15 protein-coding genes are annotated in these 15,152 nt (G+C 52.6%); 3 read left to right on the top strand and 12 right to left on the bottom strand.

Features of this window, described 5'->3' with window-relative positions:
- Positions 1-2 precede the first annotated feature (2 nt).
- Together H3L91_RS12275 and H3L91_RS02800 are read left to right on the top strand one after the other, a co-directional pair.
- Positions 3-350, top strand: a complete 348-nt coding sequence (locus H3L91_RS12275) for an efflux RND transporter permease subunit (RefSeq protein ID WP_007341954.1) — start codon at positions 3-5, stop codon at positions 348-350.
- Positions 351-1,724 carry an efflux RND transporter permease subunit gene (locus H3L91_RS02800; RefSeq protein ID WP_306420113.1) on the top strand — a complete coding sequence of 458 codons (1,374 nt, stop codon included), beginning with the start codon at positions 351-353 and terminating at the stop codon, positions 1,722-1,724.
- Between the two features lie 104 nt (positions 1,725-1,828).
- Here the strand turns inward: H3L91_RS02800 and H3L91_RS02795 are convergent, their stop codons facing one another.
- The 3 genes from H3L91_RS02795 to H3L91_RS02785 all read right to left on the bottom strand — a co-directional run bounded on the left by H3L91_RS02795 (position 1,829) and on the right by H3L91_RS02785 (position 6,731).
- Positions 1,829-4,357: a GIY-YIG nuclease family protein gene (locus H3L91_RS02795; RefSeq protein WP_007341952.1), complete on the bottom strand. Its 2,529-nt coding sequence runs from the start codon at positions 4,355-4,357 to the stop codon at positions 1,829-1,831.
- Positions 4,358-4,546: 189 nt separating this feature from the next.
- On the bottom strand, positions 4,547-6,052 hold the full coding sequence (locus H3L91_RS02790; protein WP_007341951.1) for an Eco57I restriction-modification methylase domain-containing protein: 1,506 nt from the start codon (positions 6,050-6,052) through the stop codon (positions 4,547-4,549).
- Positions 6,039-6,731 carry a DNA methyltransferase gene (locus H3L91_RS02785; protein WP_007341950.1) on the bottom strand — a complete coding sequence of 231 codons (693 nt, stop codon included), beginning with the start codon at positions 6,729-6,731 and terminating at the stop codon, positions 6,039-6,041. The genes H3L91_RS02790 and H3L91_RS02785 overlap by 14 nt, the downstream gene beginning before the upstream one ends.
- Before the next feature lie 65 nt (positions 6,732-6,796).
- On the opposite strand from H3L91_RS02785, the gene H3L91_RS02780 reads away from it, so the two are divergent.
- On the top strand, positions 6,797-6,988 hold the full coding sequence (locus H3L91_RS02780; RefSeq protein ID WP_182109867.1) for a hypothetical protein: 192 nt from the start codon (positions 6,797-6,799) through the stop codon (positions 6,986-6,988).
- Between the two features lie 166 nt (positions 6,989-7,154).
- On the opposite strand, the gene H3L91_RS02775 is transcribed toward H3L91_RS02780, so the two are convergent.
- The 9 genes from H3L91_RS02775 to H3L91_RS02735 all read right to left on the bottom strand — a co-directional run bounded on the left by H3L91_RS02775 (position 7,155) and on the right by H3L91_RS02735 (position 15,097).
- Positions 7,155-8,117 carry a peptidoglycan DD-metalloendopeptidase family protein gene (locus H3L91_RS02775; RefSeq protein WP_007341947.1) on the bottom strand — a complete coding sequence of 321 codons (963 nt, stop codon included), beginning with the start codon at positions 8,115-8,117 and terminating at the stop codon, positions 7,155-7,157.
- A 341-nt stretch (positions 8,118-8,458) separates the two neighbouring features.
- Complete coding sequence (gene surE, locus H3L91_RS02770; protein WP_040659345.1) at positions 8,459-9,214, bottom strand: 5'/3'-nucleotidase SurE; 756 nt, start codon at positions 9,212-9,214, stop codon at positions 8,459-8,461.
- A 247-nt stretch (positions 9,215-9,461) separates the two neighbouring features.
- Complete coding sequence (gene hpnE, locus H3L91_RS02765) at positions 9,462-10,751, bottom strand: hydroxysqualene dehydroxylase HpnE (protein WP_007341943.1); 1,290 nt, start codon at positions 10,749-10,751, stop codon at positions 9,462-9,464.
- Positions 10,748-11,596, bottom strand: a complete 849-nt coding sequence (hpnD, locus tag H3L91_RS02760) for a presqualene diphosphate synthase HpnD (RefSeq protein ID WP_007341942.1) — start codon at positions 11,594-11,596, stop codon at positions 10,748-10,750. Before hpnD ends, hpnE begins: the two co-directional genes overlap by 4 nt.
- Before the next feature lie 123 nt (positions 11,597-11,719).
- Entirely contained in the window at positions 11,720-12,205 is a 486-nt protein-coding gene (locus H3L91_RS12440; RefSeq protein ID WP_081458565.1) for a type IV pilin protein, read from the bottom strand.
- A gap of 30 nt (positions 12,206-12,235) precedes the next feature.
- The gene (locus H3L91_RS02750) at positions 12,236-12,751 is read right to left on the bottom strand and encodes a pilus assembly PilX family protein (RefSeq protein WP_081458564.1); all 516 of its coding nucleotides are present in this window, start codon (positions 12,749-12,751) and stop codon (positions 12,236-12,238) included.
- Positions 12,751-13,821: a PilW family protein gene (locus H3L91_RS02745; RefSeq protein ID WP_154647180.1), complete on the bottom strand. Its 1,071-nt coding sequence runs from the start codon at positions 13,819-13,821 to the stop codon at positions 12,751-12,753. The genes H3L91_RS02750 and H3L91_RS02745 overlap by 1 nt, the downstream gene beginning before the upstream one ends.
- Entirely contained in the window at positions 13,818-14,393 is a 576-nt protein-coding gene (gene pilV, locus H3L91_RS02740) for a type IV pilus modification protein PilV (protein ID WP_081458563.1), read from the bottom strand. Before pilV ends, H3L91_RS02745 begins: the two co-directional genes overlap by 4 nt.
- Entirely contained in the window at positions 14,381-15,097 is a 717-nt protein-coding gene (locus H3L91_RS02735; RefSeq protein ID WP_007341938.1) for a pilus assembly FimT family protein, read from the bottom strand. Before H3L91_RS02735 ends, pilV begins: the two co-directional genes overlap by 13 nt.
- Positions 15,098-15,152: the final 55 nt, after the last annotated feature.

Genomic DNA, 15,152 nt, shown 5'->3' with positions numbered 1-15,152 from the left:
CCATGTCGTTCAAAATTTCCTCCTGGGCGATACGCCGCCCGATTCCGACCATTGTTTTGTTTGCCGTCTTGACCCTGCTGGGGATTTCCGCTTTCCGCCAGCTGCCGGTGAACGCCAATCCGAACGTGAGCTTTCCGATTGTGAGCGTGTCGGTGGGGCAGCCGGGGGCGTCGCCCGAAGAGCTGGAAAACGCTGTAACGCGGCGCGTGGAAAGCGCGGTGTCGGGCATGGCGGGCGTGCGGCACATCACTTCCACGATTACCGACGGCAGCTCGTCCACGATGGTGGAGTTCCAGCTGGGCGTCGATACCGACCGCGCGGTGAACGACGTACGCAACGCGTTGGCGTAGCTGCAAAAAGAGTATCCGGACATCCGCATCCAAGAGGTCTATAACAGCGTCGATACCACGCAGGAAAACTACACGGTGGCGATGGACTCGCTGCTGGAAGGCGCGGCCTTGACCGTGCTGGTGGTATTTTTGTTTCTACGCAACTGGCGGGCGACGGTGGTGGCGGGTGTTGCGCTGGTGCTGTCCATCCTGCCCGCCTTTGCCGTGATGCACTGGCTGGGCTACACGCTCAACAGCATCTCCCTGCTCGCCATCACGCTGGTGATCGGCATTCTGGTGGACGACGCGATTGTGGAAATCGAAAGCATCGAACAGCACCTGCGCATAGGCAAACGCCCGTTTCAGGCTGCCTTAGACGCGTCCGACGCCATCGGTTTCGCCATGGTCGCCATCACCGCCACGATTGTTGCCGTGTTCCTGCCGGTGAGCTTTGTCGGCGGCACGGTCGGGCAGTATTTCACCCGGTTCGGCACCACCGTCTCCGCCGCCGTGCTGGTCTCGCTGCTGGTCGCCTGCCTCGCCACGCCGCTCTTGGCCGCCTACCTGCTGCGCCCGATGCAGCCTGAAAAAGCCAAAAAGCACGGCAGAGGCCGTCTGAAAACCCTGTATCTGCACGCGCTGGAAAAAGCCCTGCGCTTTCGCAAAACCACCTGCCTCATCGGCGCGGTACTGCTGGCCGGATCGCTGGCACTCGTGCCGCTGCTGCCCACCGGCTTCCTGCCCAAAGGCGACACCGGCATGAGCCAGATCAACATCCAACTGCCGCCGTCCGGCACCCTGCAACAAACCGACGACGCCCTGCGCCGCATCGCGCAAACCCTGCGCCGCTACGACGAAGTCGCGCTGGTATTTGCCACCGCCGGCAGCGACAGCGAGATTGCCAAAGGCGAAATCCTCGTCCGCCTCAAACCGCACAAACAGCGCATGGTGAGCCAGAAAGCATTTGAAGACAAAGCCCGCGACGCGCTGGAAAACGTGGCAACGCTGCATTTCGGCGAAGGCGCGGCCAGCCTCGAACGGTTCGATCGCGAACGGCGCATCGCCGTAGAGGCCGACCTCGCCACCGGCGCAACCATCGGCGACGCGCTCATCCAGTCCGGCGCAGAGCGCGCCCACCCCATCATCATGACCACCATCGCCATGGTGGCCGGCATGCTGCCCGCCGTCTTCGCCGGCGGCTCCGGTACCGCCTTCCGCGCCCCGATGGCCGTCGCCGTCATCTGCGGCCTCACCGCCTCCACCCTGCTCAGCCTGATATTCGTGCCCGTGGTGTACTCCCTGATGGACGATTTGCGTAACCGGATTGCCCCGAAACTGGCGAAGCTCACTTCGGTAACGGCACAGGACAGAGCGGCGGGGGAGCGGGGCGGATAAACGGCGGGAACCAAAAGGCCGTCTGAAACCGTGTTTCACGCTTTTCAGACGGCCTTTCGCTGCTTTGGTTACAAAACTCAAACCTTTTTCACTACATCATTTGATTAGTAGATATAAATCTTCCTGTGCTCATCCACTGTCAAACTGGTATTAAACCCACCCACTCGATCGTCCTCCCTGCTGCGTATCCCCGTATATTCAAAGCTGCTGTCTTCATAACGCTTAAACTTAAACACCGCATCATTCATCAACGCGCCGTTAAACACATTCAGCCGCTCCAGCAAATGAAAATCCTGCACATACAGCCCTGTTACCTTGCGGAACAGTTCGGGTTCAAGCTGGGTGATTACATCCTGCAAGGTGTGCTCGCGCTTGTCGCTCAGATACATGAACACGGGCACGCGCGTGGCAAAAGCAATCAGTTTTTTCTGAATTTCTTTGCGTTTGCTTTTATATTCTTTTTCCGCGTCGCTCAGCTCTTTTTTCTCTTTTGCGGTCAACTCGCGCCCTTCTTCGGCGGCCTGCTTTTTCGCATCTTTTACCGCTTCCGATTTATTGATGATGGTTTCCAAGTCATGATTGAGTGTGCGGAATTTTTCAATGCGGCTTAATGCGTCCATCGCTTCCTTGCTGTTGAGCAGCCGTTGCAGGGTAACGTTGTCCACATTCACCAGCAAGGCGCTTTCCCAGCGTTTGGCAAGCAGCGTTGCTGTTGTACCACTCAGCGCATAATCCAGCACGCCTTCTGCGTCGATTTCGCGCATCGCGCTGCCATCGTAGGAGAAAATCGGCAACACGCTGATAAAGTCTTTCACTTTCTGTTCGGGGCTGGTATTCGGGTCGTTATCCAGTTTGCAGGCGTATTCCTGCACCTGCTTCAAGGCGCGGTTGGGGGCGAAATCAAAAATATAGCATTCGTGTTTGACGATTTCTTCGCGCCGCACGGCATCGGCGGCGGGATTTTTCAATACCCACGGCGTTTGCACGCGAAAGGCCGTCTGAAAATAAGTTTCGGGGCTGGAAAGATTACGCAGCATCAACACGCCAGACCACGGCGCAACCGACACGCCCGTGGTCAGCTTGCCGCACGATAGCGTGATGGTTTTGGTATCCAGCCCGCCTTTCATGGCAGCCTGAACGGGCTTTAAGGCTTCCGCGCCGCTGCCCGCGCCGCTGCCCGCGCAAACAATGATTTCGTAATCGTGGTAGAAGCGGTTTTGCTTTTGCGCGATTAAATTCCGCATCGCAAAGCAGGCGGCGACGTTGGGCAGAAACCAAAACGTATGCTGCAACACGCCCAACAGGCGCACATCCGAAAACGGCATCGGCGGCTTTTCCTTGCCCAGCTTCAAATCCTCAACAATGGTGTCGCGGTAGCTGCCGCGTATCAAATCCAGCCATTTCTGCACATATTCTTCGTTTTTAAACCGCGCGTCTTTGCCGCTGCCCTCGGCGGCGAAAAAGGCGTTCAAATCAAATTCGTCAAACTCGCCCTGCTCGGCCACCGTGCGGATGCTCTCGGGCAGCGTGTAGGTAAACATCTTCATGCCCGGCAGCGCGGCATAGGGGTTTGCACCGTTTTCAGGCTGCCATGTCTTTTTCGCTTTTTGCTCGTCGGGGTAGGTCCAGTTGAAAATCTGCTCTTCGATAAACTCGCCCGACGAAATCGCGCGAAACGGCGTGCCGGAAAGATAGAGATAGTGCGACGTGGTAATCGGCAGCAGCTTTTCGTCGAAATAATCGGGATTGTCCGCTTCCATATCCGCCAGCTCAGCTTCGATAGTTTTAATCGCCGCCTGCTCTTCCTTGTCAAACAAATCTTTGGATTTTTCGCGCCACGCGCCGTAGTGGTATTCGTCGAAAATCACGCAGTCCCAGTTGATGGCGTGTATCTGCTCGTTTTTCGCCTTGATGCCGCCGCTTTTGTCCTTGCCGAGCAAATCCTGAAACGAACCGAAAAACACCAGCGGGCGGGTTTTGTCCGCCGCATCAAACGACAAATCTTCTTCGTAATTCGACACAAACTGCCAATCCGCAAAATCGGTATGCGAGCGCAAATCCTCGCGCCAGGCCGACAACACGGCGGGCTTGAAGGTCAGCACCAGCACCCGCTTCCAGCCCATCTCTTTTGCCAACTGATACGCGGCAAAGGTCTTGCCGAAGCGCATTTTCGCGTTCCATAAAAAATGCGGCGTGATGCCCTCTTCGCGCTGAAACTCGCGGAAATACGCCGCCGTTTTCTCCACCGCCGCCTGCTGTTCGGGACGCATCGGGAAATCGTGCGTACGCGAAAGGCCGTCTGAAAGCGGTTTGCTCTGCTTTTCCGCGATGAAAGCCGCCTGCACATCTTTCAGGCTGCATCGGAACCATTCGCCCTTTTCCCGTTGAAAACCCTGCGCCGAAAGCCGTTTGTGAATGGCGCGGTCGTCAAAAAACGTGCCGTTTTCGCGCAATGCCGTTTCGTTGAACACAATCTGGTAAGACTGCTGCGGCAGCTTCACCGGATACTGCTCCGCCACCCGCTGCGCCGCATCGCGCTCGGTGTAACCGATTTTCAGGCAGCCTGCAAAGCGCGTGTCGGTGTAGGCGTAGATGGTGGGGATGTTTTTCGGGGCGATGGTGAAATCGGACATTGGGTTTCTCCGTCATGTGATATCGGGGCAAACGGCAGTAGGTCGGGCATTTATGCCCGACAAACACGGACATATTTTCCTTATGTGCCACATGCCGCAAATTTGAAAACGTCGGGCATAAATGCCCGACCTACGGCAGATTATGGTTTCAGACGGCCTTTCAGGCTATTTGAAAAGGCCGTCTGAAATTTAATCCATCGGGCGTACCATTTTTTCGATAAAGGCGATTTCGTCTTCGTTTAGGCCGTATTTGGCGTAAAGGTCTGCGTCTGTCCACGGGCGGGAGAAGTCTTGGATGGGAACGAATTCATATGCTTCGCGCGTGGTGTGCTGGGTGTTTTTCTTCATCGTCAGGCAGAAATGGAAAAACTTGGTGTTCACATAACTCATCAGGTTTTCGCATTCCCTTTTTGACGGCAGCACGCCCAACACGATATAGGTTTCCGAACAGCAGCTTCCGGGCTCGGCATACAGCGGCTTGACCCAGTCGGTTTTGCTGTCGCCGCTGCCGACGGCATACGGTGCGATTACTTTGTGTTTGTCTATCAAATCAGAAGACTGCGTGATTTCGGCTTGCGATATGTAGCCGATACCTTTGTTCCGATACAGTTTTACCGATTTTGGAAAATACTCTGTTTTGCCAGAAACGTTAGTGGGAATACCAAACGGTTTTCTTGAACTGATTAGTTTGCTCATCGATTCAAACGGCAAAGATTTAATTTTCCGCAGAATCGGAACAGCCTCATTCATACGAATAAAAACTTTGGCATCTTTTTCTTTTAACGGGCGCACTGCCGATGAAACTAACTCACCTTTTTCATAAGTATTGACGAGACAGTTATCCGTCTCATTTTCTTCGTTTACCCATAAAAAATAGTTCACGCCGCCTTTGATTTCCACACCCTGAAAACAATCCGCCGCATTCGGAAAATCATGAATCTGCCGCAAGCGCGTATCGCCCAGCATCTCATCGCGGAAATCGTCCAAGCCCTTGCCGCCGGCAAACCAGCGGCTGGGGGTAATCATCACCAGATAATGCGGCTGCAATTTCTTGGCTTGGCGGATAAATTCGTGGTAAATCGGGCGCGCGCTGGCTTGTGCGCCGCCATCTTCCATCTGATACGGCGGGTTGCCGATAATCACGTCAAATTTCATATTGTTCCAAATCTTTTCGGGGTGTTCGGTGTGGATAAATTCGTAGGCGTGGTTTTCCGCTTCGCCGCCTCGGTCGTATTTTTCTTTGTTTGCGCCGCAATATTTGCACTTATGATCTTTTGTCCATTCGTGCTGCGCTTCGCGGTTGAAGCGGATATGGCCGTCTGAATCGTCAAACACGGTGGCGATGGAAAGTTCGCTGTCGGCGGTTTTGCAGCAGTAGAGCGTGCGGCGGGAAATCAGGGCGGTCAGCTCGGTGATGGCGATGCCGTAAAGCTGCTTGCCTAAGATATGGTCGATGCGCTTTTGCAAATCGGGCTGCCAGTCGGCCAAGCCGTCTATCAGGCGGGTGGCGATTTCGCGCAGGAATACACCGGATTTGGTGCAGGGGTCTAAAAATCTAGCTTCGGGGTTGCGCCACAGGCTTGCGGGCAACAAATCAAGCATCTGGCGGGCGATTTGCGGCGGGGTGAAGACTTCGTCGTTGCTCAAATTGGCAAGGCAAGACAGTACGTCGGGATTGTGGTCAAACGGTTTCATTGCCTATCTCCAAGTAGTGTGTTCGAGGGAATGTTTTTAATGGTTTTACGATGCGGGGAATCTGCCCGTTGTCGGCGGTTTGCCGTTCTGCAAACAAGTTGGCATCCGAGTGTTCGCCCCCTTTGGTCTGCACGGTGTCTTGAAATTCATAGGCCTTGGGCATCACAAAAATCGGAATCGTGCCGCCCGGCTTAGGGCTGAACTGCCATTGGATAAAGACAATCGGCAGGCCGTCTGAATCGCGATAATTGAGCGCATCGCCGCAAACGATGTTTTTCGCCAAAACGCGGCGCACAGCATCAAGCAGGCGCGGATAGTCTTCGGCAGCCTGAAACGGGGAGAGATAGTGTTGTGCGAAGGTTGCCAACAGCCGCTCGCGGCATTCGGCGGCGTTGTCGCTCAAAAGCTCGATGCCGTACAGCCCGCACACGGCTTGCACCGTGGCGGGCTGGTATTGGATTAGGCTGGTTTTGTATTTTTGGTTGAGATACGCCATGCGGCGGCGCAGGATTTCCACGAGGAAATTGCCCGAACCGCAGGCGGGTTCGAGAAACGTGGCATCCATGCGCGTGATCTGGTCTTGCACCAAATCCAGCATGGCATTGACTTCGCGGGGGTTGGTAAAGACTTCGCCGTGTTTGGCGACGCGTTCTTTGGATTTGACCTGTTTAGCCTGCATGGGAACACTCCATGCGGCAAGCGGCTAGGGCGCGGGAAAGAGGGGATTTTGAAAAGAGAAAGAGTGTGCGGAAACCGCAGACGAAACTCAGCCTAGGCTGGCTGGCTGGCTGGCTGGCTGGCTGGCTGGCTGGCTGGCTGGCTGGCTGGCTGGCTGGCTGGCTGGCTGGCTGGCTGGCTGGCTGGCTGGCTGGCTGGCTGGCTGGCTGGCTGGCTGGCTGGCTGGCTGGCTGGCTGGCTGGCTGGCTGGCTGGCTGATTATACTGGAATATAGTAAACATTCTACTTGGGAATCAAAAAACGTCGTTATTCTGCCTTATTTTATAAAGGCAGACAAAAAGAGATTACAACTAATCTTTTGTATTAAAGGCCGTCTGAAAACCCTGCAATCCGGTTTTCAGACGGCCTCTGTGCTGCCTGCGCCTTAGAGCGGGACGTATGAGGCGGGGTTGACGGTTTTGCCGTCTTTGCGCACTTCAAAGTGCAGCTTCATGCGGTCGGCGTCGGTGTTGCCCATGCGGGCGATGGTTTGGCCGCGTTTGACGATGTCGCCTTCTTTGACCAGCAGCGACTGGTTGTGGCCGTAGGCGGTGAGGTAGGTGGAGTTGTGCTGGACGATGACGAGGTTGCCGTAGCCGCGCAGGCCGTTGCCGGCATAGACGACTTTGCCGTCGGCGGCGGCCACGACGACTTGTCCGGCGGTACCGGCGATGTCCACGCCTTTGTTGTTCGCGCCGTAGGCGGAGATGACGCTGCCGGCGGTGGGGCGTTGCCAGGTGATGCCGGCGACGCTGCGGCTGCCGCCGGACGAGAAGGAGGCGGCGGGAGACGGGGCGGAGGCGGCGGGGGTTTGCACCGGCTCGCTGCGCGGGGCGGTTTGTGCGGGCGGCGGGGTGTAGGCGGGTTCGCTGCGCACGGGTGCAGTTGCGGCGGCGGGCGCGGAGGCGGTGTATCCGGCGGGTTTGACGCGCAGGGTTTGGCCAACGCTGATGGTGTTGTCAGCGGAAAGGTTGTTCCACTGGCGCAGGTTGTCTTGGGTGATGTGGTAGCGTTTGGCGATGTTGTAAACGGTGTCGCCGCGCACGACGGTGTGGGTGGCGGCGTTGATGTCTACGGGTGCGTAAGAAGGGATGTAGGGCGTTGAGGGGGCGGCGGTGTGCTGGGCGGGCGGGGTGTAGGGGGTGCTGGTGCTTTCGGCGGCGGGCGGGGTGTAGGGTGCCGCGCCGTAGGGGTTGTCGCTGCCGGATGTGTAGGCCGTGCTGCCCGCCGATGCGCCGGTGTTGCCGCCTTCGATGACCGGTGCGGCGGGCTGCTGCATCCACGAACATGCACCGAGCATGAAAACAGCCGCCAGCGTGGCGGTTTGGAGTGCCGTTTGTTTCAACATGTGTTTCTTACCTTCTCAGATTGGTCGTTTAAGCGGACGCTATCATAATAAAACGCCGCGCCCTTCTCAACCCTTGGCGGGACGCGGCGGCGGTTTCGGCGGCGGGCGGGGTGTAAAATCGCGTTATGGCGGCGGTTTTGCTTTGCCGCCGCAACGGAGGCCGTCTGAAAACGGTTTTTTCAGACGGCATCAGGGTCTGTTGACAATCAGCTTGCGAGCGGTTTTTTGAATAAAAAATGCCCGAATGCAAGGAAAAAAGCGCGGCAAGCTTGGACACCTGCGGGCATTTTGGGCGCGGCAGGCGGGTATTTTTGCCAAAAATACCGCCGCAAGGCTGATTGTCAACACGCCCTAAGGCCGCGCCAGTATTGCGCGGTTTCGTGCTGCTGCGGGTAGGCGGTGAGGTCGATTTGCAGCGGGGTAACGGTGATAAAGCCGGCAGCGCATTCGGCAAAATCGGTGCCTTCTTCGCAATCGGCGGCTTCGCCCGCCGCGCCTATCCAATAAACTTGTTCGCCGCGCGGGTTGCGGGCGGGGACGATGCTTTGCTGGTGGTGGCGGCGGCCGAGGCGGGTGATTTTGCAGCCGCGCAGGTCTTCGGGGGCGGCGGCGGGGATGTTGATGTTCCACAAAACGGGGCGAACGGGCGGGGCGGCGGTGAGGCGTTCGAGCAGCTGCCATGCGGCTTTTTCGGCGGTCGGCCAGTGGCGGTCGTCGTGGCTGTTGAGGGAAAAGGCAACGGCGGGAAAGCCGAGCAGGTAGGCTTCGGTGGCGGCGGCGACGGTGCCGGAATAGAGGGTGTCGTCGCCCATGTTCGCGCCGTGGTTGATGCCGGACAAGACCAAATCAGGTTGGAAATCGGGCAGGGCGTGCAGGGCGAGGTGGATGCAGTCGGTGGGGGTGCCGCTGACGTAGTAGAAGCCGTTTTCGGCCTGTTTGAGTTGCAGGGGGCGGTCGAGGGTGAGCGAGTTGCTGACGCCGCTGCGGTTGCGCTCGGGGGCGACAACGCGCACGTTGGCGAATTCGGCGGCGACGCGGGCGAGGACGGCGATGCCTTGTGCGAGATAGCCGTCGTCGTTGCAGATGAGGATGTTCACGATGGTGTGCTCCAATGGGATGGAGGCCGTCTGAAAAACGGGGGGCTGTTTGCCGCTGTGTTTTCAGACGGCCTAGGGCGTGTTGACATTCAACTTTTGCAGCGGATTTTGCGTCATAAAACGGCAGATGCAAGGCGCAAATGCGAGCCTATGCCCGTCCATAGGCGAGTATTTGCAACGCGGCAGATGCCGTTTTAGGGCGCAAAAGCCACCAAAATGTTGAATGTCAACAGACCCTAGGGTGTGTTTACAATCGGTTTAACAGCATTTCCGCCGCCATATTGCCGCTTTGCACGGCGGCTTCGAGGGTGGCGGGGTAGCGCGGGTGGAGGTAGTCGCCGGCCGGATAGATGTTGTGCCGTTGCAGCCAGCGGCAGTCGGGCGGACGCCTGCCCGCTTCGGCGGCGGCGGTGGCGCGTTTTTCGGTGAGGGCTTTGGCGACCAGCAACGCCCCGGGGTCGGGGCAGATGCGGCGCAGGTCGGCATCGGCGCGGCGTATCCATTCTTCCGCCGCCAAGCGGCCGATTTGGTCGGACGCGCTGATAACCGCCGACACTTCTCGTCCGCTGCCGCCCAAAAGGCCGCGTTGGAAAAACCATTGCACGGTGCCGTCGGCAAGGCCGCATACCGGCGCGGGCAGGGCGACGGTTTCAGCATAACGCAGGTAAACGGTGGTGATGGAATGGCAGTTTGTCTGCGAAAAGGTCGTCTGAATTTCGTCCGGCGTTTCAGACGGCATCAGGGCGGCGGCATGATAGGGCGCGACGGCCGGTATGGCGGCATCGAAAACCTGCCCGTTTGCCCGCACGCGCCCGTCGGGCAGGATTTCCAGCCGCCCTACCCTTTCGCCGAAGCGGATTTCCGCGCCGTGCCTGCGCAGGAAATCCACGGCGGGATCGGCCAGCAGGCTGTTCAAATCGGTTTTCGGCAGCAGGTAGTCGGCGGCGTTTTTCTCCGCCCAAACGCCGTCGCGCAAGACGTTTTGCAGGATATGCAGGCCGGCGGTTTCCGGCGGTGTGTTCAGCGCGCCCAGCACCAAAGGCCGCCAGAAATCGCGCAGCAGCTTGGGCGGACACGACTGCTCGCGCAGCCACTGCCCGATCGGCATATCCGCGCCCTCGTATCTTTGCAGTTTCCGCATCTGGCGCAACAGGGCGAGTTTTTCCCGCCGCGCAATGTTCCGCGCCCGCAGAATGCCCCAAACCATGTGCAGCGGGGCGGGCAGGGAGGCCGTCTGAAAACGCAGCCCGTCTGCCAGATACCATTGCAGCGGCAGCCGTTTGCAATTCTTGCGGTAATCGACGCCGATTTTGTCCATCAGATGCCGCACGCTGCGGTAGGCATACAGCATGATGTGCTGGCCGTTGTCCAAAAACGAAAAACCGGCATTGTCCGCCGCCAACGCCCGCGCCCTGCCGCCCGCGCTTTTCCCCGCCTCGAACAGAACCACATCGGCATGGCCGGACAGACGTACGGCGGCAGACAGGCCGCTCCAACCTGCGCCGATTATGGCGATTTTACGTTTCGTATTTGTCATGGTTTGAATCCGAAAAACCGGGTTTTCAGCGCGATACGCATTTTGCGCGGCGCGGGGATAACCGTTTTGTATTTCAGCACGTTGGCCGCTCCGTCGCGGCGGATTTCCTGTAACAGCACATAATAAATCGCTGCCATCACCAGCCCGGCATTTTGTTTTTTGCAGTCTTCCGGCGGCAGTAATGCCCGGGCATCGCGGTAAACCTGCTCCGCCCTGGCTGTTTGGAAATCCATCAGCGCGGCGAATTCTTCGGTTGGGCGGCATTGGAGAATTGGGTTTTCCGTTACACCGAAACGGCGGCATTCGTCCTGTGGCAGATAAATCCGTCCCATGCGCGCATCTTCGCCGACATCGCGGATAATGTTGGTCAGCTGCAAAGCCAAGCCCTGTTTTTCCGCGTATGCCAAAGTTTGCGGATTTTCAAACCCCAAAATACGCGCAACCAGCCGTCCGACCACTCCGGCAACCCGGTAGCAATACAGCAGAAGAGACGCAAAATCCGCATAGCGGTTCTGTCGCAAATCCATAAGCATACCCTCGATGATTTCCGCCAATTCTTCATGCGGCATAGCAAATGTATTAACCACCTGCCGCAACGCCTTGTTGACCGGATGCTCGGGAAGGCCGTCTGAAAACACTTTCGCCAAATCCGCCTGCCACCACCGCAGGCTCATCTCCGCCACGTTCTTATCCGAACAACCGTCCGCCACATCATCCAACTCACGGCAAAAAGCATACAGAACAACCAACGCATCACGCTTGTTTTTTGAAAGAAAAAGGAAACCGGACAAAAAGCTGGAACGGCTGGATAACGCTTTTTCACGGCAATACTCTAAAGGCTGCATCGAATCGCGGCTCTGTCGGCAAAAAGAAACTCTGATTGTAATGTGATTCGCACATCCGAACAATTAACCCGCAAACCGGATTGGTTTGCGGGTTGAGAGGGAAATGCAACGGCAGATGCTGCGTTATTTCGTTGAACACGGCGTCGTGGTCTGAAATTTTTTAGCAGCTTCTATATTTGCGGATCTTGTACCTTCGGTACAGGCAAAATCTGCTCCTTTAGTATCCGCCCACGCTGCGTATTGATAACCTGATAATTTAGGCTCAGCGTAAATTCGAAAACCAACTTTGTAATTTGTACTGGCAAGTTGGATAAACTCTACTTTAAAATCATACTTATTATTCAACTCGGAATTTATTAAACCCCTAATTTTCCCTTCTAAATTAGCCTGATTCTGAATAACTTTTTCGAGATAATCAGGCTTTCTAACAACCTCTCCTTTGATAAACCCAATAGCCCTTACCATATCTGCTCTAGCATGAGCTAAATCAGTTTTCTCAATATACTTTTGATATGAAGGAAATGCGATTACTGTAAGAATCCCTATTATAAATATGGTAATCATTAATTCAATTAATGTTATACCTCTATATATTTTCTTATTTTTCATAACTTCATTATCCAACTTAGTTAAATTAAACTATAAATCTGCTATTACATAAGATTGAACTGTTACAACTGTATTATTCTTCTCTCCCCATGCGCGTGCAGTAACACGAAAAGTAATTTTCTTGTCATCATCAGCTACCCATTCAATCACGAAACGGGGATTTTGAGAAACAGGAACATCACCTTTTATAGGATACACAGCACCATCTTTATCCAAGCAAGGTTTCCCTTTATTACACTCTACTTCCCAGATAGCTGAATCATTCAATGACTTATCTAAAGAACATAATCCACCACCACATTTATCTGTAAACTCACCCTTTTTATCAAGCGAATTTAAACCTCTATTAGAAATTTGGCTTTCTGCATGTCGAAGAGTATCTTCTGCTATTTGCATAGCCATTTTTTTATCTGCATCATTACTGCTAATACGACTTTCAGTATTAAATGACTGTGTTGCCGCTAATACCATTACAGCCAAAACCAACATCATTACCATTACAATAGGCAATGAAAATCCCTTTTCTTTTTTCATATAATCTTTCATTAAGCTGGCTGATCGAAACTGCGTTCTGCACATGAGTTACCTCCACGTATAGTTGCATCAATATAATAGGTTTGAATATCAGATTCAAAACTGCTACCTACACCCCCTGCTTTAATATCTCCTCCGCCGACACCTGTTAACTTTATCTTTAACAAGGTAGGAGCAATCGCATCAACTCCTGTTCGAATAGCAGGTTCAAATTTGATTTTTGCATCATTTTTCAAAGGAGAACAGCCACTTGAATAACCAAACTGAATATTCCAGTTATCAACCCCAGTTAATAACAATTGAGGGTCTCCAAATTTTCCATCAGCATTTAACTGAAACAAATAAAGCCCTTTTTCACCACCAATAGGAGTTCCAATAGTATAAATATTAACAGCTTGTCTGAAAACTGATGTTTCACCTTTATAATCAGGTGAACTACTATCATGATCACTTAACAAAGGATTAGGTAAAGCCATTACCTTCAATTGGCCATTATCATTTTGTTTTTGAGCACCTACGAATCGTTCCAGCAAAGAACAGCTACTTACAACAATAGGAGCTTGATCATATCCATCTAACTCCTTCAATTCATCATCATTCCCTGCATTAACAACAAATCCTCGGACACCTCTTGATTGATAACCATTAGAAGATCCTAATCCGTAAGTAAAAATTAATACTTTATTATTTGATATGGAAAAATTATTTAAAAAAGAAGAAACATTTGTCTTATCTACTAACTTAACGCCTTGTCTTTGATCATTAAAGTTCAAAGAACTTAAACTATTAACTCCATAATCATTAATATCCGCGCCAGAGACTTGCTTAGCTAAATTAAAACAACCAAAAGAGCCTGCCATCCTAGCATCTCGAACTATCATGTTTGCAGTATTACGCAAATCTTGTTGAACTTGTAAACGTCCATTGGCAACTTTACTCAAACGTTGCGTAGTGTAAAAACCAGATCCAGCTGCAATCAATACAATCATGCTTAATGAAGCCGCAACTAATAACTCTATAAGAGTAAATCCTTTAATTCTACAACCATATAGTCTAGTATACGTTTTTTTGATTCCCATCATTTATTCCTTACATAAGTTTGGAAACTGACTGATTGGGGATTATCCGAGTTACCCTGAACTAACCAGGCAATCTTAATAGCCATATCTCCAATATTGTCACAGTTATCTTTAAAGTTTCCATTATTATCAATAACGGGTTTATGAGCTTCTAAGTTGCTATCTTTACAGACAGTTGCCTGAACATGCATATCACCTAAACGCTCATTTAACTCTTTCTGAAAATCATAAATCTGCTTTTTCGCGAGCATATCTGTATCAAAACCATCAGTTCCCGCTTTCGGCTCAGAAGTAATATTTCCCAATCGCCTCATTTCATAATGATCATATCTTCTTTCCGTAATTTTTTTTGCATTAAATTGCAATTGTGGATTTGCTAACATTCCTTCAATCAAATTTTGTGCTGCCTGTGCAGCAATAGTTTGCGTTTCTGCATCACGCACACTACTCACTGAACGTAGTTGAGTAGCTAAAAGTGCTAATATACCAAGAACAAGAACAACTACTGACACCAACACTTCGATTAATGCAAATCCTTTTGGGTAATATTTTCTATTAAATTTCACTTTTGACATCCCCCATATTTATTACATTTTGCTATATTAAAATCTGTATATTTACACGATTCACTTGTATTTGATGAATCACAAAAACTAACTTGATTACCTGATACAAGCATAATTACAGATCTACGTTCTAAAGTTGATTTATCTTTTGCTTGCCCATCAGTAAACTGATACTTTACATATCCACTTATTGGATACCCAACCCCTGCTATGCCATTATTATCTACATCATACCGGCGAATCGTACCATCAGGTAAAAATGCTAATACCTTAGTATTTGCACCATTTCTTGAATCTACAGGTTTTCCAGAATAGTTTATATTCAATATCTGACTACGAACCCGTATATCCCCTACTTTATTCAAAATAACAGTACGTAAAGATTGATCTATACCTCTTTGATATTTTTTATCATAAGGATCAGAATCTGCCCACAGTGCCAATCCAGAACCTTCATTATCACTTTTACAATATCCATTAGGATTTCCATCTGTCCTAATCTGAACAGGACAAAGATACACAGGGCTGTTGAGCCTTGCCGCTTCCGAGCGTCCAAAGCGGATCATATTGGCGACTTTTTCCGCTGCAGCCGCCACGCGTCTTTTGGCAACCCATTCGGAAAGGTTGGGTATTGCAATGGCCAGCATGATGGCCATGATGGCAATTGTAACCATCAGCTCGATGAGCGTAAAACCCTTTTGTATGTTTTTCATAAAATTATTCCTGTCTGAATCCGTTTGTGCAAAGGGCGTATCTCTTGAAAAGAAT

Source organism: Neisseria bacilliformis (genome assembly GCF_014055025.1).
GTDB lineage: Bacteria > Pseudomonadota > Gammaproteobacteria > Burkholderiales > Neisseriaceae > Neisseria > Neisseria bacilliformis.
This window is presented reverse-complemented; position numbering and strand designations above follow the sequence as displayed.

Excerpts from the sequence above, each read along its gene's own strand:
- H3L91_RS12275 (WP_007341954.1), top strand. The coding sequence starts at position 3 with ATGTCGTTCAAAATTTCCTCCTGGGCGATACGCCGCCCGATTCCGACC.
- H3L91_RS02795 (WP_007341952.1), bottom strand. The coding sequence starts at position 4,357 with ATGTCCGATTTCACCATCGCCCCGAAAAACATCCCCACCATCTACGCC.
- H3L91_RS02790 (WP_007341951.1), bottom strand. The coding sequence starts at position 6,052 with ATGAAACCGTTTGACCACAATCCCGACGTACTGTCTTGCCTTGCCAAT.
- H3L91_RS02785 (WP_007341950.1), bottom strand. The coding sequence starts at position 6,731 with ATGCAGGCTAAACAGGTCAAATCCAAAGAACGCGTCGCCAAACACGGC.
- H3L91_RS02775 (WP_007341947.1), bottom strand. The coding sequence starts at position 8,117 with ATGTTGAAACAAACGGCACTCCAAACCGCCACGCTGGCGGCTGTTTTC.
- hpnE (WP_007341943.1), bottom strand. The coding sequence starts at position 10,751 with ATGACAAATACGAAACGTAAAATCGCCATAATCGGCGCAGGTTGGAGC.
- hpnD (WP_007341942.1), bottom strand. The coding sequence starts at position 11,596 with ATGCAGCCTTTAGAGTATTGCCGTGAAAAAGCGTTATCCAGCCGTTCC.
- H3L91_RS12440 (WP_081458565.1), bottom strand. The coding sequence starts at position 12,205 with ATGAAAAATAAGAAAATATATAGAGGTATAACATTAATTGAATTAATG.
- H3L91_RS02750 (WP_081458564.1), bottom strand. The coding sequence starts at position 12,751 with ATGAAAGATTATATGAAAAAAGAAAAGGGATTTTCATTGCCTATTGTA.
- H3L91_RS02745 (WP_154647180.1), bottom strand. The coding sequence starts at position 13,821 with ATGATGGGAATCAAAAAAACGTATACTAGACTATATGGTTGTAGAATT.
- pilV (WP_081458563.1), bottom strand. The coding sequence starts at position 14,393 with ATGTCAAAAGTGAAATTTAATAGAAAATATTACCCAAAAGGATTTGCA.
- H3L91_RS02735 (WP_007341938.1), bottom strand. The coding sequence starts at position 15,097 with ATGAAAAACATACAAAAGGGTTTTACGCTCATCGAGCTGATGGTTACA.